The sequence below is a fragment of the Streptomyces sp. NPDC023723 genome (genome assembly GCF_040639815.1).
Classification (GTDB): Bacteria; Actinomycetota; Actinomycetes; order Streptomycetales; family Streptomycetaceae; genus Streptomyces.
In genome coordinates this window covers 1-23,046 of the sequence record NZ_JBFAAP010000036.1, presented here as the reverse complement: position 1 = coordinate 23,046, position 23,046 = coordinate 1, and the positions used below count along the sequence as shown (strand labels likewise).

23 protein-coding genes are annotated in these 23,046 nt (G+C 72.5%); 17 read left to right on the top strand and 6 right to left on the bottom strand.

Annotated features, from left to right (window positions below; translation table 11 throughout):
* A complete protein-coding gene (gene cofC / locus AB0G32_RS28860; RefSeq protein WP_361169475.1) occupies window positions 1-639 on the bottom strand; it encodes a 2-phospho-L-lactate guanylyltransferase in 639 nt (212 codons plus the stop codon).
* A 154-nt stretch (window positions 640-793) separates the two neighbouring features.
* Here cofC and AB0G32_RS28855 point away from each other — a divergent pair, with 154 nt between their 5' ends.
* From AB0G32_RS28855 to AB0G32_RS28845, 3 genes are all read left to right on the top strand, one after another.
* Window positions 794-1,579 (top strand): lysophospholipid acyltransferase family protein, encoded by a 786-nt coding sequence (locus AB0G32_RS28855; protein WP_361169472.1) that lies wholly within the window; start codon window positions 794-796, stop codon window positions 1,577-1,579.
* Window positions 1,576-2,586 carry an NAD(P)H-dependent glycerol-3-phosphate dehydrogenase gene (locus tag AB0G32_RS28850; protein ID WP_361169469.1) on the top strand — a complete coding sequence of 337 codons (1,011 nt, stop codon included), beginning with the start codon at window positions 1,576-1,578 and terminating at the stop codon, window positions 2,584-2,586. The genes AB0G32_RS28855 and AB0G32_RS28850 overlap by 4 nt, the downstream gene beginning before the upstream one ends.
* A gap of 70 nt (window positions 2,587-2,656) precedes the next feature.
* Complete coding sequence (locus AB0G32_RS28845) at window positions 2,657-3,814, top strand: D-alanine--D-alanine ligase family protein (RefSeq protein ID WP_361169467.1); 1,158 nt, start codon at window positions 2,657-2,659, stop codon at window positions 3,812-3,814.
* 15 nt (window positions 3,815-3,829) lie between these two features.
* Here the strand turns inward: AB0G32_RS28845 and AB0G32_RS28840 are convergent, their stop codons facing one another.
* Window positions 3,830-4,330: a DUF3515 domain-containing protein gene (locus tag AB0G32_RS28840; protein WP_361169464.1), complete on the bottom strand. Its 501-nt coding sequence runs from the start codon at window positions 4,328-4,330 to the stop codon at window positions 3,830-3,832.
* Window positions 4,331-4,350: 20 nt separating this feature from the next.
* A complete protein-coding gene (locus tag AB0G32_RS28835) occupies window positions 4,351-4,584 on the bottom strand; it encodes an Lrp/AsnC ligand binding domain-containing protein (protein ID WP_361169461.1) in 234 nt (77 codons plus the stop codon).
* A gap of 211 nt (window positions 4,585-4,795) precedes the next feature.
* On the opposite strand from AB0G32_RS28835, the gene AB0G32_RS28830 reads away from it, so the two are divergent.
* Together AB0G32_RS28830 and thiD are read left to right on the top strand one after the other, a co-directional pair.
* Window positions 4,796-5,764: a thiamine-phosphate kinase gene (locus tag AB0G32_RS28830; protein WP_361169458.1), complete on the top strand. Its 969-nt coding sequence runs from the start codon at window positions 4,796-4,798 to the stop codon at window positions 5,762-5,764.
* Window positions 5,765-5,766: 2 nt separating this feature from the next.
* Window positions 5,767-6,555 carry a bifunctional hydroxymethylpyrimidine kinase/phosphomethylpyrimidine kinase gene (gene thiD / locus AB0G32_RS28825; protein WP_361169597.1) on the top strand — a complete coding sequence of 263 codons (789 nt, stop codon included), beginning with the start codon at window positions 5,767-5,769 and terminating at the stop codon, window positions 6,553-6,555.
* Window positions 6,556-6,640: 85 nt separating this feature from the next.
* Here thiD and rpmB read toward each other — a convergent pair whose 3' ends face one another.
* Window positions 6,641-6,826: a 50S ribosomal protein L28 gene (gene rpmB / locus AB0G32_RS28820; protein ID WP_003993230.1), complete on the bottom strand. Its 186-nt coding sequence runs from the start codon at window positions 6,824-6,826 to the stop codon at window positions 6,641-6,643.
* Between the two features lie 293 nt (window positions 6,827-7,119).
* Here rpmB and AB0G32_RS28815 point away from each other — a divergent pair, with 293 nt between their 5' ends.
* The 9 genes from AB0G32_RS28815 to mutM all read left to right on the top strand — a co-directional run bounded on the left by AB0G32_RS28815 (window position 7,120) and on the right by mutM (window position 16,221).
* Entirely contained in the window at window positions 7,120-8,856 is a 1,737-nt protein-coding gene (locus AB0G32_RS28815) for a DAK2 domain-containing protein (protein ID WP_361169455.1), read from the top strand.
* Between the two features lie 49 nt (window positions 8,857-8,905).
* The gene (gene recG, locus AB0G32_RS28810; protein WP_361169452.1) at window positions 8,906-11,119 is read left to right on the top strand and encodes an ATP-dependent DNA helicase RecG; all 2,214 of its coding nucleotides are present in this window, start codon (window positions 8,906-8,908) and stop codon (window positions 11,117-11,119) included.
* Window positions 11,120-11,197: 78 nt separating this feature from the next.
* Complete coding sequence (rsmD, locus tag AB0G32_RS28805) at window positions 11,198-11,782, top strand: 16S rRNA (guanine(966)-N(2))-methyltransferase RsmD (RefSeq protein WP_361169449.1); 585 nt, start codon at window positions 11,198-11,200, stop codon at window positions 11,780-11,782.
* A gap of 26 nt (window positions 11,783-11,808) precedes the next feature.
* The gene (coaD, locus tag AB0G32_RS28800; RefSeq protein WP_361169594.1) at window positions 11,809-12,288 is read left to right on the top strand and encodes a pantetheine-phosphate adenylyltransferase; all 480 of its coding nucleotides are present in this window, start codon (window positions 11,809-11,811) and stop codon (window positions 12,286-12,288) included.
* A gap of 87 nt (window positions 12,289-12,375) precedes the next feature.
* Window positions 12,376-13,488, top strand: a complete 1,113-nt coding sequence (locus tag AB0G32_RS28795) for an ATP synthase F0 subunit B (protein WP_361169446.1) — start codon at window positions 12,376-12,378, stop codon at window positions 13,486-13,488.
* A 131-nt stretch (window positions 13,489-13,619) separates the two neighbouring features.
* Entirely contained in the window at window positions 13,620-14,264 is a 645-nt protein-coding gene (locus AB0G32_RS28790; protein ID WP_361169443.1) for a YceD family protein, read from the top strand.
* A 2-nt stretch (window positions 14,265-14,266) separates the two neighbouring features.
* Window positions 14,267-14,440, top strand: a complete 174-nt coding sequence (gene rpmF / locus AB0G32_RS28785; protein WP_003951102.1) for a 50S ribosomal protein L32 — start codon at window positions 14,267-14,269, stop codon at window positions 14,438-14,440.
* A 19-nt stretch (window positions 14,441-14,459) separates the two neighbouring features.
* Window positions 14,460-15,260, top strand: a complete 801-nt coding sequence (rnc, locus tag AB0G32_RS28780) for a ribonuclease III (protein WP_361169440.1) — start codon at window positions 14,460-14,462, stop codon at window positions 15,258-15,260.
* A gap of 100 nt (window positions 15,261-15,360) precedes the next feature.
* Window positions 15,361-16,221, top strand: a complete 861-nt coding sequence (gene mutM, locus AB0G32_RS28775; protein ID WP_361169437.1) for a bifunctional DNA-formamidopyrimidine glycosylase/DNA-(apurinic or apyrimidinic site) lyase — start codon at window positions 15,361-15,363, stop codon at window positions 16,219-16,221.
* Here the strand turns inward: mutM and AB0G32_RS28770 are convergent.
* Both AB0G32_RS28770 and AB0G32_RS28765 read right to left on the bottom strand, forming a co-directional pair.
* Window positions 16,211-16,630, bottom strand: coding sequence for a helix-turn-helix domain-containing protein (locus AB0G32_RS28770; protein WP_361169434.1), 420 nt, complete (start codon window positions 16,628-16,630; stop codon window positions 16,211-16,213). The genes mutM and AB0G32_RS28770 overlap by 11 nt on opposite strands.
* A gap of 130 nt (window positions 16,631-16,760) precedes the next feature.
* A complete protein-coding gene (locus AB0G32_RS28765) occupies window positions 16,761-17,855 on the bottom strand; it encodes a CAP domain-containing protein (protein WP_361169431.1) in 1,095 nt (364 codons plus the stop codon).
* 190 nt (window positions 17,856-18,045) lie between these two features.
* Between AB0G32_RS28765 and AB0G32_RS28760 the strand changes: the two genes are divergently transcribed.
* The 3 genes from AB0G32_RS28760 (at window position 18,046) to smc (ending at window position 22,710) form a co-directional block, all read left to right on the top strand.
* The gene (locus AB0G32_RS28760; protein WP_361169428.1) at window positions 18,046-18,327 is read left to right on the top strand and encodes an acylphosphatase; all 282 of its coding nucleotides are present in this window, start codon (window positions 18,046-18,048) and stop codon (window positions 18,325-18,327) included.
* Window positions 18,328-18,707: 380 nt separating this feature from the next.
* Window positions 18,708-18,911, top strand: coding sequence for a hypothetical protein (locus tag AB0G32_RS28755; protein ID WP_228898360.1), 204 nt, complete (start codon window positions 18,708-18,710; stop codon window positions 18,909-18,911).
* Between the two features lie 244 nt (window positions 18,912-19,155).
* Window positions 19,156-22,710, top strand: coding sequence for a chromosome segregation protein SMC (gene smc, locus AB0G32_RS28750; protein WP_361169425.1), 3,555 nt, complete (start codon window positions 19,156-19,158; stop codon window positions 22,708-22,710).
* The last annotated feature ends 336 nt before the right edge of the window (window positions 22,711-23,046 follow it).

The window sequence follows — 23,046 nt, the reverse complement described above, 5'->3', positions numbered from 1 at the left end:
CTACTGCTCGGCGATCAGCAGCCGGGCGGCGGCCGCGGCCGTGCGCGGACCCACCCCCAGCGCCAGCGCGGCGCGCAGATCCGCGCCGGTGTCGACGTCCTGCCGTACCGAATCCACCGCGGTGAGCCGGAGTTCCACCGCGCCCGACGTCCGGTGCGCCCGGCGGGAATCCGGGCCGAATACCGGGCGCAGTCCGACACCCGGGGCGGCGGCCAGCAGGGTCGTGCCGATTCCGGCCGCGTCCGGCAGAAAAGAACGCGGGAATTGCGCGGCCGCGTTCAGTACCCGGGTCAATTCGGCCGGCCGGAGAGCCGGGAGATCGGCGTTCAGCGCCGCCACCACAGTGCCGGGACGGGCCGCCCGTACGGCGGTCGCCGCGTGCGCCAGGGCCGCGTTCAGGCCGCCGCCCGGCTCGTCGGCGACGATGCCCGCGCCGAGTGCGGCCAGCTCCCGACCCGCCCGGGGATCGTCCGTGACGACTGCCACATCCGCCACCGCCGGGCAGGCCAGCGCCGCCGCCACGGTGTCCAGGGCGAACGCCAGCGCGAGGTCCGGCCGTACCGCGTCGTCCGCCGTGTCCGACAGCCTGCTCTTGGCCCGGGCCAAGGGCTTCACCGGCACGACCAGGGTCCATTGCACAGGTGATCCGTCCCTCTCTTGTCGCGCTCATTGTCACCCGGGGGCGGTAACCCCCGAGGGGCCGGGGCGTACCGTGTCCTCGACAGACCGGCGGCCCGGGGCGACACTTGTGCGGCTCCCCTGCCCCGCCCAGGCCCTAGAGGAAGGTGTCCGCGTGCCCCGCCGCAGAATCGGCTTCTGGTACCGCTTGGCCGCGGTGATCTGCAAACCGCCGCTGGTGCTACTGCTCAAGCGGGACTGGCGGGGAATGGAGAACATTCCGGCCGCGGGCGGATTCATCACCGCCGTGAACCACAATTCGTACATCGATCCCCTCGGCTACGCGCATTTCCAGTACAACACCGGACGCGTGCCGCGATTCCTGGCCAAGAGCGGCCTTTTCAAGAAGGGATTCGTCGGCGCCGCCATGCGCGGTACCGGGCAGATCCCCGTCTACCGGGAGAGCACCGACGCGCTCAGCGCCTTCCGGGCCGCGATCGACGCCGTGGAGCGGGGCGAGTGCGTCGCCTTCTATCCCGAGGGCACCCTCACCCGGGACCCCGACGGCTGGCCCATGACCGGCAAGACCGGCGCCGCGCGCGTCGCCCTCCAGACCAAGTGCCCGGTGATCCCGGTCGCCCAGTGGGGCTGCAACGAACTGCTGCCCGCGTACGCCAAGAAGCCGCGGCTCCTCCCGCGCAAGACCAGCCGGGTGCTGGCCGGCCCGCCGGTCGACCTCTCCCGCTTCTACGGCAAGGACATGACCGCGGACGTGCTGAAGGAGGCCACCGAGGTCATCATGGCCGCGGTCACCCGGCAGCTGGAGGAGATCCGCGGCGAGCAGGCGCCGAGGACGCCCTACGACCCGCGCCGCGAGCGGATCGAGCAGCGGCGCCGGACCCGGACGCAGACCGCGCGGGCCCGGACGCACGGCGAACAGGCAGAAGGGCAGGGCACGTGAGCAAGCCCGTCAAGGCGGCCGTCTTCGGCACCGGGTCGTGGGGAACGGCGTTCGGCGTGATCCTCGCCGACGCCGGCTGCGACGTCACCCTGTGGGCCCGGCGCCCCGGCCTGGCCGACGCCGTCAACTCCACCCGCACCAACCCGGACTACCTGCCGGGCGTGGAACTCCCCGCGAACCTGCGGGCCACCACCGACGCCGCCGAGGCCGCGGCCGGCGCCGACTTCACCGTGCTGGCGATCCCGTCCCAGACGGCCCGCGCCAACCTCGCCCAGTGGCGCCCGCTGCTCGCCCCGGACACCGTGCTGGTCTCCCTGATGAAGGGCGTCGAACTCGGCTCCGCGATGCGGATGAGCGAGGTGATCGAGGACGTCGCCAAGGTGGGCGCCGACCGGGTCGCCGTGGTCACCGGACCCAACCTGGCCCGCGAGATCGCCGCCCGGATGCCCGCCGCCGCCGTCGTGGCCTGCACCGACGAGGCCGTCGCCCAGCGCATCCAGGCCGCCTGCCACACGCCGTACTTCCGCCCGTACACCAACACCGACGTCATCGGCTGCGAGCTGGGCGGCGCGGTGAAGAACGTGATCGGGCTGGCCGTCGGCATCGCGGACGGCATGGGCCTCGGCGACAACGCCAAGGGCTCGCTGATCACCCGCGGGCTCGCCGAGACCACCCGGCTCGGCGTCGCGCTCGGCGCCGACCCGCTGACCTTCTCCGGACTCGCGGGCCTGGGCGACCTGGTGGCGACCTGCTCCTCGCCGCTGTCCCGCAACCACACCTTCGGCACCAACCTCGGCAAGGGCATGACCCTGGACGAGACCATCGCGGTCACCCAGCAGACCGCCGAGGGCGTCAAGTCCTGCGAGTCGGTGCTGGACCTGGCCCGCCGGCAGCGCGTCGACATGCCGATCACCGAGACGGTCTTCGAGATCGTGCACGAGGGCAAGCCCCCGGTGGTCGCCGTCAAGGAGCTGATGTCGCGCAGCGCGAAGCCCGAGCGACGCTGAGCCACCCTCGCTCATTTGCCCGGGGCGGACGCTGTGACGCGGCCTGGGGGCCGGGTACTCTCAACGCGATATGAGCACCGAGAACCTCCCCCAGAGCCCCGAGCAGCCGCCTCGCAAGCCGCGGGTCGCCGTCGTGTTCGGCGGGCGCAGCTCCGAACACGGGATCTCCGTGGTCACCGCCGGCGCCGTCCTCGCCGCCATCGACCGGACCAAGTACGAGGTCCTGCCGATCGGCATCACCACCGACGGCCGCTGGGCGCTCACCGCCGACGAACCCGAACGCATGGCGATCACCGACCGGCGCACGCCCACCGTGGACCAGCTCGCCGACTCGGTGGAGGGCGCGGTGGTGCTCTCCGTCGACCCGGCCAACCGCGAGGTCGTCTACAGCGAACCGGGCTCGGTGCCCAAGGCGCTCGGCGAGGTCGACGTCGTCTTCCCCGTCCTGCACGGCCCCTACGGGGAGGACGGCACCCTCCAGGGGCTGCTTGAGCTGTCCGGCGTGCCGTACGTCGGCTCGGGCGTGCTCGCCTCGGCGGTCGGCCAGGACAAGGACTACATGAAGCGGGTGTTCACCTCCTTCGGGCTCAAGGTCGGCCCGTACGTGGTGATCCGGCCGCGCGAGTGGGAGCGGGACGCGTCCGCCGCCCGCAAGAAGATCGTCGACTTCGCCGGCGAGCACGGCTGGCCGCTGTTCGTGAAGCCCGCGCGCGCGGGCTCGTCGATCGGCATCACCAAGGTGGACGGCCTCGAAGGGCTCGACGAGGCGATCGCCGAGGCCCGCCGGCACGACCCGAAGATCCTGGTCGAGGCCGCGCTCACCGGCCGCGAGATCGAGTGCGGGGTGCTGGAGTTCGAGGACGGCCCGCGGGCCTCCGTACCGGCCGAGATCCCGCCGCCGAGCGCGCACGCGTACTACGACTTCGAGGCCAAGTACATCGACTCCACCCCGGGGCTGGTGCCCGCGCCGCTCACCCCCGAGGAGACGGCCGAGGTGCGGCGGCTCGCGGTGGAGGCGTTCGAGGCGGCGTCCTGCGAGGGGCTGGTGCGCGCGGACTTCTTCCTCACCGAGGACGGCGAGTTCGTGATCAACGAGATCAACACGCTGCCCGGGTTCACACCCATCTCGATGTACCCGCAGATGTGGCAGGCCAGCGGAATCGGTTATCCCGAGCTGGTGGACCGGCTGGTGCGGGCGGCGCTGAACCGGTCGACCGGGCTTCGCTGAGCGGCCCGGCCGGCGCTACAGGGCGATCCCTTCGGGGATCGCCTTCTTCACGGCCGGGGCCAGATCGATCAGCACGCTGGAACTGTCCCGGCCCGCGGGGACGGTGACCTCGACGTACGCCTCCCGGTTGGCGGTGGTGAACCGGTACGCGCCGTCGTCCTGCTTCTCCATCAGCCAGTCCACGCCGTTCACCCCGCCGGCCACCGCGTCCGGATCCCCGCCCTCGGCCACCTTCGGGTCGATCATCTTCGGCGGCCGGGTCACCCCGCAGCGCAGTATGATCAGCGGGTTTCCCCAGCCCGCCGTCAGCTTCGAGGCGGGCTCGGGATCCTCGCGGCTCAGGCCGTCCACCTTCGACGGCACGGCCTCGTCCAGGTCCGCGCAGAGCGCGGCCACCTTCGCGTCCGGGCTGGGCACCGCCGCCGAGGTGCCGCCGTCCGTCGTGGAGCAGCCCGCGACGGCGGTCAGCAGGACGAGCAGGGGCGGGCCGAGCAGCCGGTGACGGAAGGAGTTCACCGGCCCAGGGTAGACGGGGCCTACAGATGGACGACCGGGCAGGTCAGGGTGCGGGTGATGCCGTCCACTTGCTGGACTTTGGCGACCACCATGCGACCCAGGTCGTCGACGGTGTCGGCCTGGGCGCGCACGATCACGTCGTACGGTCCGGTCACGTCCTCGGCCTGGATCACCCCCGGCAGTTTGCCGATCGTCTCGGCGACGGACGACGCCTTGCCGACCTCCGTCTGGATCAGGATGTACGCCTGTACCACGGAACCTCCAGGGCGGCCACGAGGATCATGTGGGGAAAAGGAACGCCACGGTATCGCGTGGGCCCGCGCCGCGGGGAGACCCGCGGGGCAGGGGTCTCGCGCGCCGGGACACCCCGGACGCCGACCCCGCCGCTCGGGCCCGGCGCCCGACCCTGGTACACACAGACGAAGCGCGACCGGGCACGGACCGGGACGGAAGGGGAGTAGGGCCATGAAGGGCACTGTTGGTGAGCTCGGGGAGTTCGGGCTCATCAGGGAGCTCACCTCCCGTCTCACCACCACCCCGGCGGTCCGGATCGGCCCCGGCGACGACGCCGCCGTGGTCGCCGCACCCGACCGGCGGGTGGTGGCCACCACCGACATACTCGTGGAGGGCCGGCACTTCCGCCGCGACTGGTCCACCGCCTACGACGTCGGCCGCAAGGCCGCCGCCCAGAACCTGGCGGACATCGCGGCGATGGGCGCCGTGCCGACCGCGCTGCTGCTCGGCCTGGTGGTCCCCGCCGAACTGCCGGTGACCTGGCCGACCGAGCTGATGGACGGGCTGCGCGACGAGTGCCAGGTGGCCGGTGCCGCGGTGGTCGGCGGCGACGTGGTGCGCGGCGACACCATCATGGTGTCCATCACCGCCCTCGGTGACCTGCGCGGCCAGGAACCGGTGACCCGGGCCGGCGCCCGCCCCGGCGACCTGGTCGCGGTGACCGGCTGGCTCGGCTGGTCCGCCGCCGGGTTCGCCGTACTGTCCCGGGGTTTCCGCTCGCCGCGCGCCTTCGTCGAGGCGCACCGGCGCCCGGAGCCGCCGTACCACGCCGGGCCGGCCGCCGCCGGGCTCGGCGCGAGCGCGATGTGCGACGTCAGTGACGGGCTGATCGCCGACCTCGGGCACATCGCGGAGGCCAGCAAGGTCCGGATCGACATCCGCTCCGGACAGATCGACATCCCGTCCCAGATGAACGACATCGGCCAGGCCGTCGGCGTCGACCCGCTCCAGTGGGTGCTGACCGGGGGAGAGGACCACGCGATCGTGGCGACCTTCGGGCCGGACGTGAAGCTGCCCGCCCGCTGGAAGGTCATCGGCGAGGTGCTGCATCCGTCGGCGCTGCCGCAGGTGACGGTCGACGGGGCGCCCTGGACCAGTACGGGCGGCTGGGACCACTTCGGAGGGGAGATCGAGTCGTGAGGGTGCCCCCCAGGGTTTTGACGGTCGCGGGGTCCGACTCCGGCGGCGGCGCCGGCATCCAGGCCGACCTGAAGACGATGCTGGCGCTCGGCACCCACGGGATGAGCGTGATCACCGCGGTGACCGCGCAGAACTCGCTGGGGGTGCAGGGCGCCTGGGAGCTGCCCGCCGAGGCGGTCCGGGCGCAGTACCGCAGTGTCGTCGACGACATCGGCGTCCAGGCGGTCAAGACCGGCATGCTGGCCTCGGCGGAACTGGTCGAGACGGTCGCCGAGCTGATCGCCGGGACCGACGCGCCCGCCGTGGTCGACCCGGTCGGCGTCTCCAAGCACGGCGACCCGTTGCTGGCCGCGTCCGCCCTGGGCTCGGTACGCACCAAGCTGCTGCCGGTCGCGACCGTCGCCACCCCGAACCTGGACGAGGTGGCGCAGCTCACCGGAGTCCGGGTGGAGTCGGCGGACGGAATGCGCCGGGCGGCGGCGGCGCTGCTGGAGTTCGGACCGCGCTGGGCGCTGATCAAGGGCGGTCATCTGCCGGGCGAGGCCGTGGACCTGCTCACCGACGGTGCCGCGGAGCACTGGCTGCGGGCGGCGCGGCACGACAACCGGCACACCCACGGCACGGGCTGCACCCTGGCCTCGGCGATCGCCTCATACCTGGCGCACGGCCGGCCGGTGCCGGAGGCGGTGGCGGCGGCCAAGGAGTACGTCACCGGGGCGATCGCGGCCGGGTTCGAGCTCGGCGGGGGGATCGGGCCGGTGGATCACGGCTGGCGGCTACGGCGCGGCTGAGTCCGCACGGCAAGAAGCCGGCCCACCCTGAGGTGGACCGGCTTGTTGCTGCGAACCGACAGTGGCCGCGCGCTGTTGCTGAGCGTCAGCGCGAGACCTTGCCGGCCTTGATGCACGAGGTGCAAGCGTTCACGCGCTTCGGCGTCCCGCCCACCACGGTACGCACACGCTGGATGTTGGGGTTCCAGCGGCGGGACGTACGGCGGTGCGAGTGCGAGATGTTGTTGCCGAAGCCCGGCCCCTTGCCGCAGACGTCGCAGTTGGCAGCCACGGGTCACTCCAAAGACTTCAGATGCACTTACGGTTGATCCCGGCATGCCGGGATCAAGGTCTCGGCGCTCTTGCGAGCGGCCGTGATCTGAGTGGCGGTGCCAGGGGGAATGGCCCGATCGGGATCGGGCAACCGGAGCAGCATACAACGACTGCGTCCGTACAACGAAACTACCACGGCAGCTCACGGCCCTGTTCCCGGCCCGGTCCCCGGCCCTGCTCAGGCCCTGTTCCAGCGGGTACTGCCCCGGGGTCTACGCTGCGTGCCACGTCCAGCAGGTCAGGGAGGCGCAGGTGCCGCAGGAGTTCTTCGACGCGGTGGCGGTGCGCACCTGGTGCGGCCTGGCGCTCGGCGCGCTGGGGCGGGCCCGCGAGGAGATCGACGCGATCAACGTGTACCCGGTCGCCGACGGGGACACCGGCACCAACCTGTATCTGACGCTGGAGTCGGCCGCGGCGGCGGTGGAGGCGGTGTTCTCGGCCCATGAGGCGGGGGACACCGGTGCCGGCCCCTCGCTCGGTGAGGCGGTCCGGGCGATGGCGCACGGCGCGCTGATCGGCGCCCGGGGCAACTCCGGGACGATCCTGGCGCAACTGCTGCGCGGCATGGCCCAGGTACTGGCGCGGGACGGCGGGGACGGTGGAGACACCGCGGATGTTGTGGACGGTGCGGACGGTGGGCATGCCGGGGGGCCCGGGCTGCGGCGCGCGCTGCGCCGCGCGGCCGACTCCGCGCGGCAGGCCGTCGCCCACCCCGTCGAGGGCACCGTGCTGACCGTCGCCGCGGCCGCCGCCGACGCGGCGGACCGCGCGGCGGGCGGCTGCGCCGCCGTCGCCCGCGCGGCGCACGAGGGCGCCCGGACGGCGCTGGCCGCGACCCCGGGACAACTGCCCGCGCTCAAGCGCGCCGGTGTGGTGGACGCGGGCGGGCACGGCCTGGTGAAGGTGCTCGCGGCGCTGGTGGAGACGCTCACGGGGGAGCCGCCCGCGGCGGACCGGACCGAACGGACCGAACCGGCCGAACGGTCTGCTTTCCGGTACGCGCGCGTGCCGGAACCGGCGGACGACGGGCCGGCCGCGGCGCACGAGTGCCCGCCGGACGCGGGCGGCCCCGCCTTCGAGGTGATCTACCTCCTGGAGGCCGACGACGCGGCCGTCGCCCGGCTGCGGCAGCGGCTGGACGCACTCGGCGACTCCCTGGTGGTGGTCGGCGGCGACGGCCTGTGGAACGTCCATGTGCACGTCGACGACGCGGGGGCCGCCGTGGAGGCGGGCGTCGAGGCGGGCCGGCCGTACCGGATCCGGATCACCCACTTCGGACAGGGCGACGCGCACACCACCGGAGCCGGCCGGCCGGCCCGGGAGCGGGTCCAGCGGGCCGTGGTGGCGGTGGTGCCCGGCGAAGGGCTGGCCGGGCTCTGCGCGGAGGCCGGCGCGACGGCCGTGCTGGCCCGCCCCGGGGAGCCGCCCGCCAGCGGCGAGCTGGCCGAGGCGGTCCGCCGCGCGCACGCGCACGAGGTGGTGCTGCTGCCGAACGACGCCGAACTGCGGCACACCGCCGCCGCGGCCGCCGACCAGGCCCGGGCGGCGGGCGTGCGGGTCGCCCTCATCCCGACCCGCTCCGCGGTCCAGGGCCTCGCCGCGCTCGCCGTGCACGAGCCCGGGCGGCGCTTCGACGAGGACGTGGTGGCGATGACCTCGGCGGCCGGCGCCACCCGGTACGCCGAGGTCGCCGTCGCCGAACGCCAGTCGTGGACCACGGCCGGCATCTGCCAGGCCGGCGACGTCCTCGGCCTGGTCGACGGCGACGTGGCGGTGATCGGCTCCGACGTCACCGCCACCGCGACGACCGTGCTGGACCGGATGCTCGCGGCCGGCGGCGAACTGGTCACCCTGGTCCTCGGCGACGACGCCCCAGACGACGTCGCCGAGCACCTGGCGGCCCGGGTCAGGGAGGCGTATCTGGCCGTGGACACCGTGGTCTACCGGGGCGGACGGCAGGGCTCGCTGCTGCTGATCGGCGTCGAGTAGCGGGTTCGGCCCGGGCCGCGCGCGGCCATTGTCAGTGCCGTGGTGTGCAATGGATCTCGTGCCCGCACTGCGAGAACCCCTGCATCAGCCGCTGAAGTCGGTGCTCGGCCCCGCCACCGCGAAGGTGATGGCCGAGCACCTCGGCCTGCACACCGTCGGTGACCTGCTCCACCACTACCCGCGCAGATACGAGGAGCGCGGGCAGCTCACCCACCTCGCCGACCTGCCGATGGACGAGCACGTCACGGTGGTCGCCCAGGTCGCCGACGCCCGGCTGCACACCTTCGCCTCGGCCAAGGCCCCGCGCGGCAAGGGCCAGCGCCTGGAGGTGACCATCACCGACGGCAGCGGCCGGCTCACCCTGGTCTTCTTCGGCAACGGCGTCCACAAACCCCACAAGGACCTGCTGCCGGGCACCCGCGCGATGTTCGCCGGCAAGGTCTCCGTCTTCAACCGACGGCTGCAACTGGCCCATCCGGCCTACGAGTTGCTGCGCGGCGACGCCGAGGAGACGGTGGAGAGCTGGGCCGGCGCCCTCATCCCGCTCTACCCCGCCACCGCCAAGCTGGAGTCCTGGAAGCTGGCCAAGGCGATCCAGACGGTGCTGCCCGCCGCCGAAGAAGCCGTCGACCCGCTCCCCGAGTCGCTGCGCGCGGGACGCGGGCTGCTCTCCCTCCCCGAGGCCCTGCTCAAGATCCACCGCCCGCACACCCAGGCCGACGTCGCCGCCGCCCGCGCCCGGCTGAAGTGGGACGAGGCGTTCGTCCTCCAGGTCGCCCTGGCCCGCCGCCGGCACGCCGAGACCCAACTGCCCGCGGTCCCGCGCCGGCCCCGGCCGGACGGCCTGCTGACCGCCTTCGACGACCGCCTCCCCTTCACCCTCACCGAGGGCCAGCGGAAGGTCTCCCGCGAGATCTTCGACGACCTGGCCACCGAGCATCCGATGCACCGGCTGCTGCAGGGAGAGGTCGGCTCGGGCAAGACGATGGTCGCCCTGCGCGCCATGCTCGCCGTGGTCGACGCCGGCGGCCAGGCCGCGATGCTCGCGCCCACCGAGGTCCTCGCCCAGCAGCACCACCGGTCGGTCGTCGAGATGATGGGCGAGCTGGCCGAGGGCGGCATGCTCGGCGGCTCCGAGCACGCCACCAAGGTGGTGCTGCTCACCGGCTCGATGGGCACCGCCGCCCGCCGCCGGGCCATGCTCGACCTGGCCACCGGCGAGGCCGGCATCGTCATCGGCACCCACGCGCTGATCGAGGACAAGGTCCAGTTCCACGACCTCGGCCTGGTCGTCGTCGACGAACAGCACCGGTTCGGCGTGGAGCAGCGCGACGCCCTGCGCGGCAAGGGCAAGCAGCCGCCCCACCTGCTCGTCATGACCGCCACGCCCATCCCGCGCACGGTCGCCATGACCGTCTTCGGCGACCTGGAGACCTCCGTCCTGGACCAGCTTCCGGCCGGCCGCTCCCCGATCGCCAGCCATGTCGTGCCGGCCGCCGACAAACCGCACTTCCTGGCCCGCGCCTGGGAGCGGGTGCGCGAGGAGGTGGAGAACGGCCACCAGGCGTACGTGGTCTGCCCCCGCATCGGCGACGAGGACGAGACACCGAAGAAGAAGGGCGGGCCGGCCGGGGACGAGGGCGACAAGCGGCCCCCGCTCGCCGTCCTCGACGTCGCCGACCAGCTCGCCAAGGGCCCGCTGAGCGGCCTCCGGGTCGAGGTCCTGCACGGCCGGATGCCGCCCGACGACAAGGACGCGGTCATGCGCCGCTACGCCGCCGGGGAGACCGACGTCCTGGTCGCCACCACCGTCATCGAGGTCGGCGTCAACGTCCCCAACGCCACCGCCGTGGTGATCATGGACGCGGACCGCTTCGGCGTCTCCCAGCTGCACCAGTTGCGCGGCCGGGTCGGCCGCGGCTCGGCCCCCGGCCTGTGCCTGCTGGTCTCCGAGACGCCGGAGGCCGGCGCCGCCCGCCAGCGGCTCAACGCCGTCGCCGCCACCCTGGACGGCTTCGAGCTCTCCCGCATCGACCTCGAACAGCGCCGTGAGGGCGACGTCCTGGGCCAGGCCCAGTCCGGCGCCCGTACCTCGCTCAAGGTCCTCGCCGTCATCGAGGACGAGGAGATCATCGCGGAGGCGAGAGCGGAGGCGACGACGGTGGTGGCGGCGGACCCGGAGCTGACGGCACTCCCGGGGCTCCGGACAGCCCTGGACGCCCTCTTGGACGAGGAGAGGGAACAGTACTTGGAAAAGGGCTGAGGTAGATGCCCCAGGGGCGCGGGGAACTGCGCCACCAGCCACACTGAACCGGTAGCCGCTCACTGAGAAGGACCACAGATGACCCGCGTGATCGCCGGCACAGCCGGCGGACGCCGCCTCGCAGTGCCGCCAGGCAACAGCACCCGCCCCACCTCCGACCGCGCCCGTGAGGGCCTCCTCTCCACCTGGCAGTCCCTCCTCGGCGGCCCCCTGGACGGCGAACGCGTCCTCGACCTGTACGCCGGCTCCGGCGCGGTGGGCCTGGAAGCCCTCTCCCGGGGAGCGGGCCACGTCCTCCTCGTGGAGGCAGACGCACGCGCCGCCCGCACCGTCCGGGAGAACGTGCGGACCCTCCGTCTCCCCGGTGCCGAGGTCCGGGCGGGCAAGGCCCAGCAGATCATCCAGACCCCGCCGGACGACCCCTACGACCTGGTCTTCCTGGACCCGCCGTACGCCGTCACCGACGACGATCTTCGGGAGATCCTGCTCACACTCCGCACTCAGGGCTGGCTCGCGGACGATGCCCTCGTCACCGTGGAGCGCAGCACCAGAGGCGGGGAGTTCCGGTGGCCGGAGGGTTTCGACGCGATCCGGGCCCGTCGTTACGGCGAGGGAACGTTTTGGTACGGTCGCGCCGCCTCTACGTGCGAAGACGCACGATGACCGGACTCGAGAGCGAGGGATCTCAAGTGCGCCGCGCCGTCTGTCCCGGGTCGTTCGACCCGATCACCAATGGCCATCTGGACATCATCTCCCGTGCCTCCAGGCTGTACGACGAGGTCTACGTCGCGGTGATGATCAACCAGTCGAAGCAGGGCCTGTTCGCCGTCGAGGAGCGCATCGACCTCATCGGCCGGGTCACCGCCGAGTACGGCAACGTCCGCGTCGAGTCCTTCCACGGCCTCCTCGTCGACTTCTGCAAGGAGCGCGAGATCCCGGCCATCGTCAAGGGCCTGCGCGCGGTCAGCGACTTCGACTACGAACTCCAGATGGCCCAGATGAACAACGGCCTCTCGGGCGTGGAGACCCTCTTCATGCCCACCAACCCGACCTACAGCTTCCTGTCCTCCTCGCTGGTCAAGGAGGTCGCCACCTGGGGCGGCGACGTCTCCCACCTGGTGCCCCCGATGGTCCACGACGCGCTCACCGAGCGGCTGCGCGGGGACTGAGCGCCGGGCGGTGTCCGGCGCCCGCCCCGGAGCCGTACAGTCGTCCCGTCCGTCTCCAACACAGCTGTAGAGAGTGGCGAGCACACGGTGGACGTGCAGAAGAAGCTGGACGAGATCGTCTCGACGGTCTCCGGCGCCCGATCCATGCCCATGTCGGCCTCCTGCGTGGTCAACCGCGCGGACCTGCTCTCCCTGCTGGAAGAGGTGCGGGCCGCGCTGCCCGGCTCCCTCGCCCAGGCCCAGGAGCTGATCGGCGACCGCGAGCAGATGGTGGAGCAGGCCCGCCAGGAGGCGACGCGGATCATCGAGACCGCGCACGCCGAGCGCGGCTCGCTGATCTCCGACATGGAGGTCGTGCGCCGCTCCCAGGCCGAGGCCGACCGCATCCTCACCGAGGCCCGCCGGGAGGCCGAGGAGATCCGCGCCGAGGCCGACGACTACGTCGACTCCAAGCTCGCCAACTTCGAGGTCGTCCTCACCAAGACGCTCGGCTCGGTCGGCCGCGGCCGCGAGAAACTGCTCGGCACCGGCCCCGGCATCGACGAGAACGGCTACGAGGACGAGGACGCCCCCGAGCGCAGCCACGACCCGGAGACCCTGCGCCGCGACGCCGACGCCTACGTCGACGTCAAGCTGGGCGCCTTCGAGGCGGTGCTGGCCAAGACCCTGGAGGCGGTCGGCCGCGGCCGGCAGAAACTGCACGGCCGGATCGCCTCCGACGACCTGGGCGCCCTCGCCGACGACACCACCACCCGGCAGCACTCCAGCGACGCCGACTACCTCGCCGACCTGGCCGCCCTCGCCGACAGCGACGCCGCCGCCGAGCAGTCCCGGCAGCGGGACTGCGCCGAGCAGCAGCAACAGCAGCAGCCGCAGCCGGCGGCGGCCCAGGCGGCACCGGCCGACCAGACCGGGTACGGCTACGCCCAGCAGCAGCCCGACCCGTACGGCGGCTACCCGCAGCAGACCTACGCCGGCCAGCAGGACACGTACGGCTACCAGCAGGCCGATCCCTATGCCTACCAGGGCTACGACGCCCAGCAGCAGGGATACGACGGCCAGCAGGCGGCCTACGACCCGCAGCAGCCGGCGTACGACGCGCAGCAGCAGGTCCAGGCCCTCGACGAGACCAGCCTCTTCGACACCAGCATGATCAGCGCGGAGCAGCTGCGAGCCTACGAACAGGGCCGGGGGCTGTAGTTTCCACTGGCTCCGGCACCGGATTGGGCCGTGCGGGAAAGCTCCAGTATCCTGGCTCTTCGGTCGTGTGCAACCGCACGATCAGCGCTGCCCGCAGTACGAAGTACGACGCTCGAAGACCGAAAGTTGGAATGGCCCTGAACGCCCACCTCGACCACCGCAACCCCCTCGTGTTCGACACACACGAGCTGGGCCGGCGGCCCGGTGCGCAGCAGCGCCTGACCCGCACGGTCGACGCTCCCCAGGACCTCGGTATCAAGGGAGTCATCGGAGTGCCGGAAGGCGCCCCGGTGGAGCTGGCGCTCCGGCTGGAGTCGGTCATGGAAGGGGTGCTCGTCACAGGCACCGCCCGTGCCGCGGCCGAGGGAGAGTGCGTAAGGTGTCTGGAGCCGGTCGGGCTTGAGCTCGAAGCGGACTTCCAGGAGATGTTCTCGTACCCTGACGCCGACGACCGGGGCCGTGTGAAAGCGGAACCGGCCGACGACGCCGAGGAAGACGAGGACCGGCTCTTTCTCGAGGACGGCCTGTTCGACCTCGAACCCGTGCTGCGCGATGCGGTGGTGCTCGCACTGCCGATGCAGCCGGTGTGCCGGGAGGACTGTCCGGGACTGTGCGTCGAGTGCGGCGTACGCCTGGCGGACGACCCGGACCACCACCATGACGCCGTCGACATCCGTTGGGCGGCACTGCAGGGACTCGCCGGTTCACTCGGAGACGGCGAGAAGGACGAGATGAGCGGCGCCGAAGCAGGCGTCGACGAGAAGCAGGAGAAGTAGCCGTGGCTGTTCCGAAGCGGAAGATGTCGCGCAGCAACACGCGCCACCGCCGGTCGCAGTGGAAGGCTGCGGTCCCCACCCTGGTTGCGTGCGAGCGCTGCCACGAGCCCAAGCAGCAGCACATCGCGTGCCCGTCGTGCGGCACTTATAACAAGCGCCAGGTCCTCGAGGTCTGAGCGGCTGGTGAGAGGCACTGTGTCCACGCCGAAGAAAAACTCTGCGGAGCACCAGGCCTCGTCCCACACGCTTCTGGAAGGGCGGCTCGGGTACAAGCTCGAGTCCGCCCTTCTGGTGCGCGCGCTGACCCACCGTTCCTACGCGTACGAGAACGGCGGTCTGCCGACGAACGAGCGGCTGGAGTTCCTCGGGGACTCCGTGCTCGGTCTCGTCGTCACCGACACGCTGTACCGCATTCACCCCGACCTGCCCGAAGGCCAGCTGGCCAAGTTGCGGGCCGCGGTGGTCAACTCGCGTGCGCTGGCGGAGGTCGGTCGCGGGCTGGAACTGGGCTCCTTCATCCGGCTCGGCCGCGGTGAAGAGGGCACGGGCGGCCGGGACAAGGCATCCATCCTCGCCGACACCCTCGAAGCGGTGATCGGCGCCGTCTATCTCGACCAGGGCCTGGACGCGGCGGCGGAGCTGGTGCACCGCCTGTTCGATCCCCTGATCGAAAAATCCTCCAACCTCGGTGCCGGCCTGGACTGGAAGACCAGTCTCCAGGAGCTGACCGCGACCGAAGGGCTCGGGGTCCCCGAGTACCTGGTCACGGAGACCGGCCCCGACCACGAGAAGACCTTCACTGCTGCCGCCCGCGTCGGAGGCGTCTCGTACGGCACCGGCACCGGCCGCAGCAAGAAGGAAGCGGAGCAGCAGGCCGCGGAATCCGCCTGGCGGTCCATCCGGACCGCGGCGGACGAGCGCGCCGCGGCGGCCGAGGCCGCCCCGGAGTCCGAGGCCGCCGCGGAGACCGCCGACATACCGTCGGCCTCCGCCTGATCCGCTTCATCCCGCTCTCAGCAGAGTGGCGCACCGAGCGCCCGCCCCTGCCCGGGGCGGGCGCTCGTCGTCGTCACACCGTCCCGCAGTGGGGGAACACATGCCCGAGTTGCCCGAAGTAGAGGTCGTCCGGCGCGGTCTGGAGCGGTGGGTCGCCCACCGGAGCGTCGCCGACGCCGAGGTCCTGCACCCCCGCGCGGTACGCCGGCACCTGGCCGGTGCCGACGACTTCGCCCAGCGGCTCAAGGACCACCGGATCGGGGTGCCGAGCCGGCGCGGCAAGTACCTGTGGCTGCCGCTGGCGGACAGCGGGCAGGCGGTCCTCGCCCACCTCGGGATGAGCGGCCAGCTGCTGGTCCAGCCGCACGAGGCGCCGGTCGAGAAGCACCTGCGGGTCCGGGTCCGCTTCGCCGACACCCTCGGCACCGAGCTGCGCTTCGTCGACCAGCGCACCTTCGGCGGGCTGTCGCTGCACGACACCTCGCCCGACGGGCTGCCCGACGTGATCGCGCACATCGCCCGCGACCCGCTCGACCCGCTCTTCGACGACGAGGCGTTCCACCAGTCCCTGCGCCGCAAGCGCACCACCATCAAACGGGCCCTGCTCGACCAGTCCCTGATCAGCGGCGTCGGCAACATCTACGCGGACGAGGCGCTGTGGCGCGCCCGCCTGCACTACGAGCGCCCCACCGCCACCCTCACCCGCCCGCGCACCCAGGAGCTCCTCGGCCATGTACGGGACGTGCTGAACGAGGCCCTCTCGGTCGGCGGCACCAGCTTCGACAGCCTGTACGTCAACGTCAACGGGGAGTCGGGCTACTTCGACCGGTCGCTGGACGCGTACGGCCGCGAGGGACTGCCCTGCGGCCGCTGTGCCACGCCGATGCGCCGCCGGCCGTGGATGAACCGGTCCAGCTACTTCTGCCCGAAGTGCCAGCGCCCGCCGCGCGTCACGCTCTAGCCGGCCGCCCGGTGCCGGTCCGCTCGGCGTCGTAGCGCTCGCGGGCCGCCAGCACCTCGTCCATGCTGCCTTCGAGGTACTCGATGAGGGCGAGCAGCCGCCGGGCCGTCTCCCGGCCGAGCGGGGTCAGCTCGTAGTCGACGCGGGGCGGGTTGGTCGGCTGGGCGTCGCGGTGCACCAGGCCGTCGCGCTCCAGCGCGTGCAGCGTCTGGGAGAGCATCTTCTCGCTGACGCCGTCCACCCGGCGGCGCAGTTCGTTGAAGCGGAACGAGTGCTCGTACAGGGCGCCGAGCGTGAGCGCGCCCCAGCGTCCGGTGACATGCTCCAGCGTGCCTCGCGAGGGGCAGTCCCGGGAGAACACGTCGTACGGAAGGCCCCGCTCTTCCGTGCACTCCTGCGTGGTCGACATGTCTTCAGCGTACGTGAGCACAGCGCGGTCCCGCAGGCCGCGCCGACCGGCGGAAAGCCCGCGCCGGGCCGGTTTCCCGTGGCGCTCCGGGAGCTCTGCGGGAGTTCTGCGGGAGCTGTCCAGCGGCTCTCTAGTAGCCGAAGTCCTGGGTCCACCAAGGGCCGCCGGAGCCGAAGTGCACGCCGACGCCCAGGGTCTTGAAGTCGCAGTTCAGGATGTTGGCCCGGTGGCCCTCGCTGTTCATCCAGGCGTCCATCACCGCCGCCGCGTCCGCCTGGCCGCGGGCTATGTTCTCGCCGCCGAGGTTGCTTATCCCGGCCGCCTCGGCCCGGTCCCAGGGGGTCGCGCCGCTGGGGTCGGTGTGGTCGAAGAAGTCCTGCGCGGCCATGGCCTCGCTGAAGTCCTCGGCCAGTGCGGTCAGCGCGCTGTCGGCGGCGACCGGGGTGCAGCCGACCTTGGCCCGCTCCTCGTTGACGAGCGTGAGCACCTGGGCCTCGGCGGCGGCCGCCTCGGAGACCGGGACGGACCCGCCGGCCGGCTCCTCGGTCTGCGCCGGCTCCTCGGTGGCCGTGCGCGACGGGGTGGGCTTCGTCGTCTTGCTGGGGGCCGCCGTCGGCTTCGTCTGCTTCGACGGGGTCTTCGCGGGCGTGGCGGAGGCCGACGCGGACGGCTTCTTCGACGCGGACGCGGACGCGGAGGGTGCGGTGGGTGACGCCGAGCCGCCGGTGCCGGCGGACTCGCCGCGGGCACCGCCGCTGCCGACGGTGCCCGAGGTGCCGCCCTGTCCGCCGGGGGTGTTGGCCGGCGAGTCCGCCGCCTGCACCTTGTCGCTGCCGCCCGGACCGCCGCCGATCCGCAGGCCGTCCAGACCGGGCACCGCGCCCGTGGCCACCGCGACCGCGCCGAGCGCGACGGCGGCCGACACCCCCAGCAGGCCGGTACGGACCGGGACGGAGGCCGCCTTCTTCCGGCGGCGCCGGGACGCCGGACGCGGGGGCGGGGCCCCGGCGCCGTCAGGACCGGCCGAGCCGCCGGGCCCCGCCGAAGGGGCGGCGCCGCCGGTGCCGTCCGTGCCGAACAGATAGGCCTCGCTCCTGGCCCGGGCCTCGGCGTACGCCTCGGGGTTCAGATAGGGCGCGGTCCCCCTGGTGGAACCACTGCCGGCGCCGCCCGGCTGAGCGGCTCCTCCGGCGCGGCCGGCGGCGGAGCGTCGGTGGCGTCCCATGTACTGGCCTTCCTCGTCCTCGCGGTCGACTCGTCGCGTGGTCGCCGTCTCTCGATGCCAACGTCTCTTGATCAACACGAAACCCACACGATCGAGTGAGTTTCGTATGAGATTCATTGGGTCGGGACGGTACCGCATGGCGCTGGGGGAGGAAGTGCCCGCAGGGACATCGGCCCGTTAGGTTGCACTCATGAGCGAGGATGTACGGCTGGCCGCCTGGGTGCGCGGACATGTGCAGGGCGTGGGATTCCGCTGGTTCACCCGGGCGCGGGCACTGGAGCTGGGCGAGCTGAGTGGTTTTGCTCTCAATCTGGGCGACGGGCGGGTGCAGGTGGTCGCGGAGGGGCCCAAGGAGCGGTGCGTGGCACTGCTCGACTGGCTGCACGGCGACGACACGCCCGGCCGCGTGGACGGTGTCACCGAGATCTGGGACACACCTCGCGGCGGCTACGACGGCTTCGCCATCCGCTGACCCGGGGTCGCCGGCGGTCCGGCGAAGGGCCGTCCGGCCCGCCCGCCGGGCACCGCCCGGGACGGAAACGAGCAGGTGGTTGCCGAGAATCGCTTGCCATAACGGGTCCCGCAGGGCAGGATCGGCGCCACGCCCCGAGGGGCCCGCAGGAGTCGCAGCGCCGCCGTTTCCCGGCCGCGCGCCCCGGGCCGTGCGCCAGTACGGGGCGTGATCGTGTTGACCGTCAAACATTTTGGTGAGACTCTGAAAGCCCCGCGCACCTTAGCTGTTTGGCATGGTTGAACGGCAGCAAAAACTCCAAAGTGCCAAGCACCGCGGGTGCGAATCCCTCACGACCCACACCGCATCGGTCGGTCACTCATTGTGGAGGACCATCCATCATGGCAAAGGCGCTTCTCGGTTACGTCGGCGGCTCCGACCCTCGACTCCTCGCCGAGATGCGACGGCTCCAGCAGCGCGTCCAGGACCTGGAATCCGAGCTCGGACGAATCCAGGCGGAGAACGACGCGCTCGCGGCTGCCGCTTCTCACGACAGGATCATGGAGAGCGTTGACGCACACCAGGCGGAGCCTGCGCTGACCTGATCACTGCATCGCTCCACGCACAGCACCAGCGCAGTGGAACAGCACCAGCAGTGGTCGGGCCGCCTGTACAGCCGCTCGGTTGCTCAGAGTTGCAAGGGACGCTTCGGCGTCCCTTCTTTCTTGCCTCCCCCGCGGACCCCTCAGCTTCTTTAACGTCTGATGTGCCCTGCACGTTCAATGGCGAAACCGCGGGGGTCCAAGCGTTCATGGAGTGAGACCGCACCGGGAGGTAAAGTCCGGCGGCGTGCACCTGAAGGCCCTGACCCTGCGCGGGTTCAAGTCGTTCGCCTCGGCGACCACGCTCCGGTTCGAGCCGGGGATCACCTGCGTCGTCGGACCGAACGGCTCGGGCAAGTCCAACGTCGTGGACGCGCTCAGCTGGGTCATGGGCGAGCAGGGCGCCAAGTCGCTGCGCGGCGGCAAGATGGAGGACGTCATCTTCGCCGGCACCACCGGCCGCCCGCCGCTGGGCCGCGCCGAGGTGTCGCTGACCATCGACAACTCCGACGGCGCGCTGCCCATCGAGTACGCCGAGGTCACCATTACGCGGATCATGTTCCGCAACGGCGGCAGCGAGTACCAGATCAACGGCGACACCTGCCGCCTCCTCGACATCCAGGAACTGCTCTCCGACTCCGGCATCGGCCGCGAGATGCACGTCATCGTCGGCCAGGGCCAGCTCGACTCCGTGCTGCACGCCGACCCGATGGGCCGCCGCGCCTTCATCGAGGAGGCGGCCGGCGTCCTCAAGCACCGCAAGCGCAAGGAGAAGGCGCTGCGCAAGCTGGAGGCGATGAAGGCCAACCTGGCCCGCGTCCAGGACCTCACCGACGAGCTGCGCCGCCAGCTCAAGCCGCTGGGCCGGCAGGCGGCGGTGGCCCGCCGGGCCGCCGTCATCCAGGCCGACCTGCGCGACGCCCGGCTCCGGCTGCTCGCCGACGACCTGGTACGGCTGCGCGAGGCGCTGGCCGCCGAGATCGCCGACGAGGCCGCGCTGAAGGAACGCAAGGAGGCCGCCGAACGGGACCTGGGCCAGGCCCTGCGGCGCGAGGCGGACCTGGAGGACGAGGTGCGCCGGCTCGCCCCGCGGCTCCAGCGCGCCCAGCAGACCTGGTACGAGCTGTCCCAGCTGGCCGAACGGGTGCGCGGCACGATCTCGCTGGCCGAGGCCCGGGTGAAGAGCGCCACCGCCGCGCCCGAGGAGGAGCGCCGCGGCCGGGACCCCGAGGACCTGGAGCGCGAGGCCGCCCGGGTCCGGGAGCAGGAAGCCGAACTGGAGGCCGCCCTGGAAGCGGCCCAGCGCGCCCTGGAGGACACCGCCGGGCACCGCGCGGAGCTGGAACGCGAGCTGGCGGAAGAGGAACGCCGCCTGAAGGACGCCGCCCGCGCCATCGCCGACCGCCGCGAGGGCCTGGCCCGGCTCAGCGGCCAGGCCGGCGCCGCCCGCTCCCGGGCCGCCGCCGCCCAGTCGGAGATAGAGCGCCTGACCGCCGCCCGCGACGAGTCCCAGGACCGCGCCGGCGCCGCCCAGGAGGAGTACGAGGCGCTGAAGGCCGAGGTCGACGGCCTGGACGCCGACGACCACGAACTCGCCGAACGGCACCAGACGGCCAAGCGGCAGCTCGCCGACGCCGAGACCGCGCTGACCACCGCCCGCGAGGCGGCCACCGCGGTCGACCGGGCCCGGGCCGCCACCCGGGCCCGGCACGACGCCCTCGCCCTGGGCCTGCGCCGCAAGGACGGCACCGGCGCGCTGCTCGCCGCCCGGGACCGGCTGACCGGACTGCTCGGCCCCGCCGCCGAACTGCTGACCATCACCCCGGGCTACGAGGTCCCGCTCGCCGCCGCGCTCGGCGCCGCCGCCGACGCCCTCGCCGTGACCTCCCCGTCCGCCGCCGCCGACGCCATCCGCCTGCTGCGCAAACAGGACGCCGGCCGGGCCGCGCTGCTGATCGACGGCGCCGGTGACGACGTACCGCCCGCACCGCGCGGGGACGGGCCGCCGGCCGCCGCCGATCTGGTGCGCGCTCCGGCCGGGCTGCTGCCCGCCCTGCGGCGGCTGCTGCGCGGCATCGTCGTCGTGGAGACCCTGGAGGACGCCGAGGAACTGGTCTACGCGCGGCCGGAGCTGACCGCCGTCACCGCCGAGGGCGACCTGCTCGGCGCGCACCTCGCGCACGGCGGGTCGGCCGGCGCGCCCAGCCTCATCGAAGTACAGGCGTCCGTCGACGAGGCCGCCGCGGAGCTGACGGAGCTGGACACGCGGTGCGCGGAGCTGGCGAGCGCCCAGCAGGCCGCCGGGGAGCGGCGCCGGGAGTGCGCGGCGCTGGTGGAGCAGCTGGGGGAGCGGCGCCGGGCCGCCGACCGGGAGAAGTCGGCCGTCGCCCAGCAGCTCGGGCGGCTCGCCGGGCAGGCCCGGGGCGCGGCCGGCGAGGCGGAGCGGGCCGCCGCCGCGGCCGACCGGGCGCGGGAGGCGCTGGACAAGGCGCTGCTGGACGCCGAGGAACTGGCCGAGCGGCTGGCCGTCGCCGAGGAGATGCCGTTGGACGAGGAGCCCGACACCGCCCGGCGGGACCGGCTGGCCGCCGACGGGGCCAACGCCCGGCAGACCGAGATGGAGGCCCGCCTCCAGGCCCGTACCCACGAGGAACGGGTCAAGGGGCTGGCCGGACGGGCCGACTCGCTGGACCGGGCCGCCCGGGCCGAACGGGAGGCACGCGCGCGTGCCGAGCAGCGGCGGGCCCGGCTGCGCCACGAGGCGTCGGTCGCCGGGGCGGTCGCCGCCGGCGCCCGGCAGCTACTGGCGCACGTCGAGGTCTCCGTGACCCGCGCGGCGCAGGAGCGCACCGCCGCCGAGGCCGCCAAGGCACTGCGGGAACAGGAGCTGGCCGCCGCCCGCGGCGCGGGGCGTGATCTCAAGGCCGAGCTCGACAAACTCACGGATTCAGTTCACCGCGGCGAGGTACTCGGCGCCGAGAAACGGCTGCGGATCGAGCAGCTGGAGACCAAGGCGCTGGAGGAACTCGGTGTGGAACCGACAGCACTGGTGGACGAGTACGGACCGCACCAGACGGTGCCGCCCTCGCCCCCCGCCCAGGGCGAGGAGCTTCCGGACGACCCGGACCACCCGCGCAACCGGCCCCGGCCGTTCCAGCGCGCCGAGCAGGAGAAGCGGCTGAAGGCCGCCGAGCGGGCCTACCAGCAGCTCGGCAAGGTCAATCCGCTGGCGCTGGAGGAGTTCGCGGCGCTGGAGGAGCGGCACCAGTTCCTCAGTGAGCAACTGGAGGACCTGAAGAAGACCCGTGCCGATCTGCTCCAGGTCGTCCGGGAGGTCGACGAGCGCGTCGAGCAGGTCTTCACCGAGGCGTTCCGGGACACCGCCCGCGAGTTCGAGGGCGTGTTCGGCCGGCTGTTCCCCGGCGGGGAGGGGCGGCTGCTGCTGACCGATCCCGACAACATGCTCACCACGGGCGTGGACGTCGAGGCCCGGCCGCCCGGCAAGAAGGTCAAGCGGCTGTCGCTGCTGTCCGGCGGGGAGCGGTCGCTGACCGCCGTCGCGCTGCTGGTGTCGATCTTCAAGGCGCGGCCGAGTCCGTTCTATGTGATGGACGAGGTCGAGGCGGCGCTGGACGACACCAACCTGCAACGGCTGATCCGGATCATGCAGGAGCTCCAGGAGGCGTCCCAGCTGATCGTGATCACGCACCAGAAGCGGACGATGGAGGTCGCGGACGCGCTGTACGGCGTGTCCATGCAGGGCGATGGCGTGTCGAAGGTCATCAGCCAGCGGTTGCGTTAGCACATCGCCAACTTCAAGTCTTGAACTCAGCCAACCACCGTTTCCGGCGATCTTCTTCACCTGTTGCGCAGCCATCCCTGCACCATCCCTGCATCATCCGGCACAGAACGTCTCGTAGCTCACACCTTTCGCCCTATTGACTTCGAAACTTGAAGGCATAGTCTCTGCAACGTTGCTTTTACCTTCAGGAACCTTGAGATGGTCCTCGAAGGGTGAACCACCCCGGCGGCGTTGCCGGTGGCCCGAGGAGTACACGTGACCAGCACTGCTGAGGCACCCAAGTCAGGAGCCAGAACGGCTCACCCCGATCATCTCGGGCACGTCATCTTCATCGCG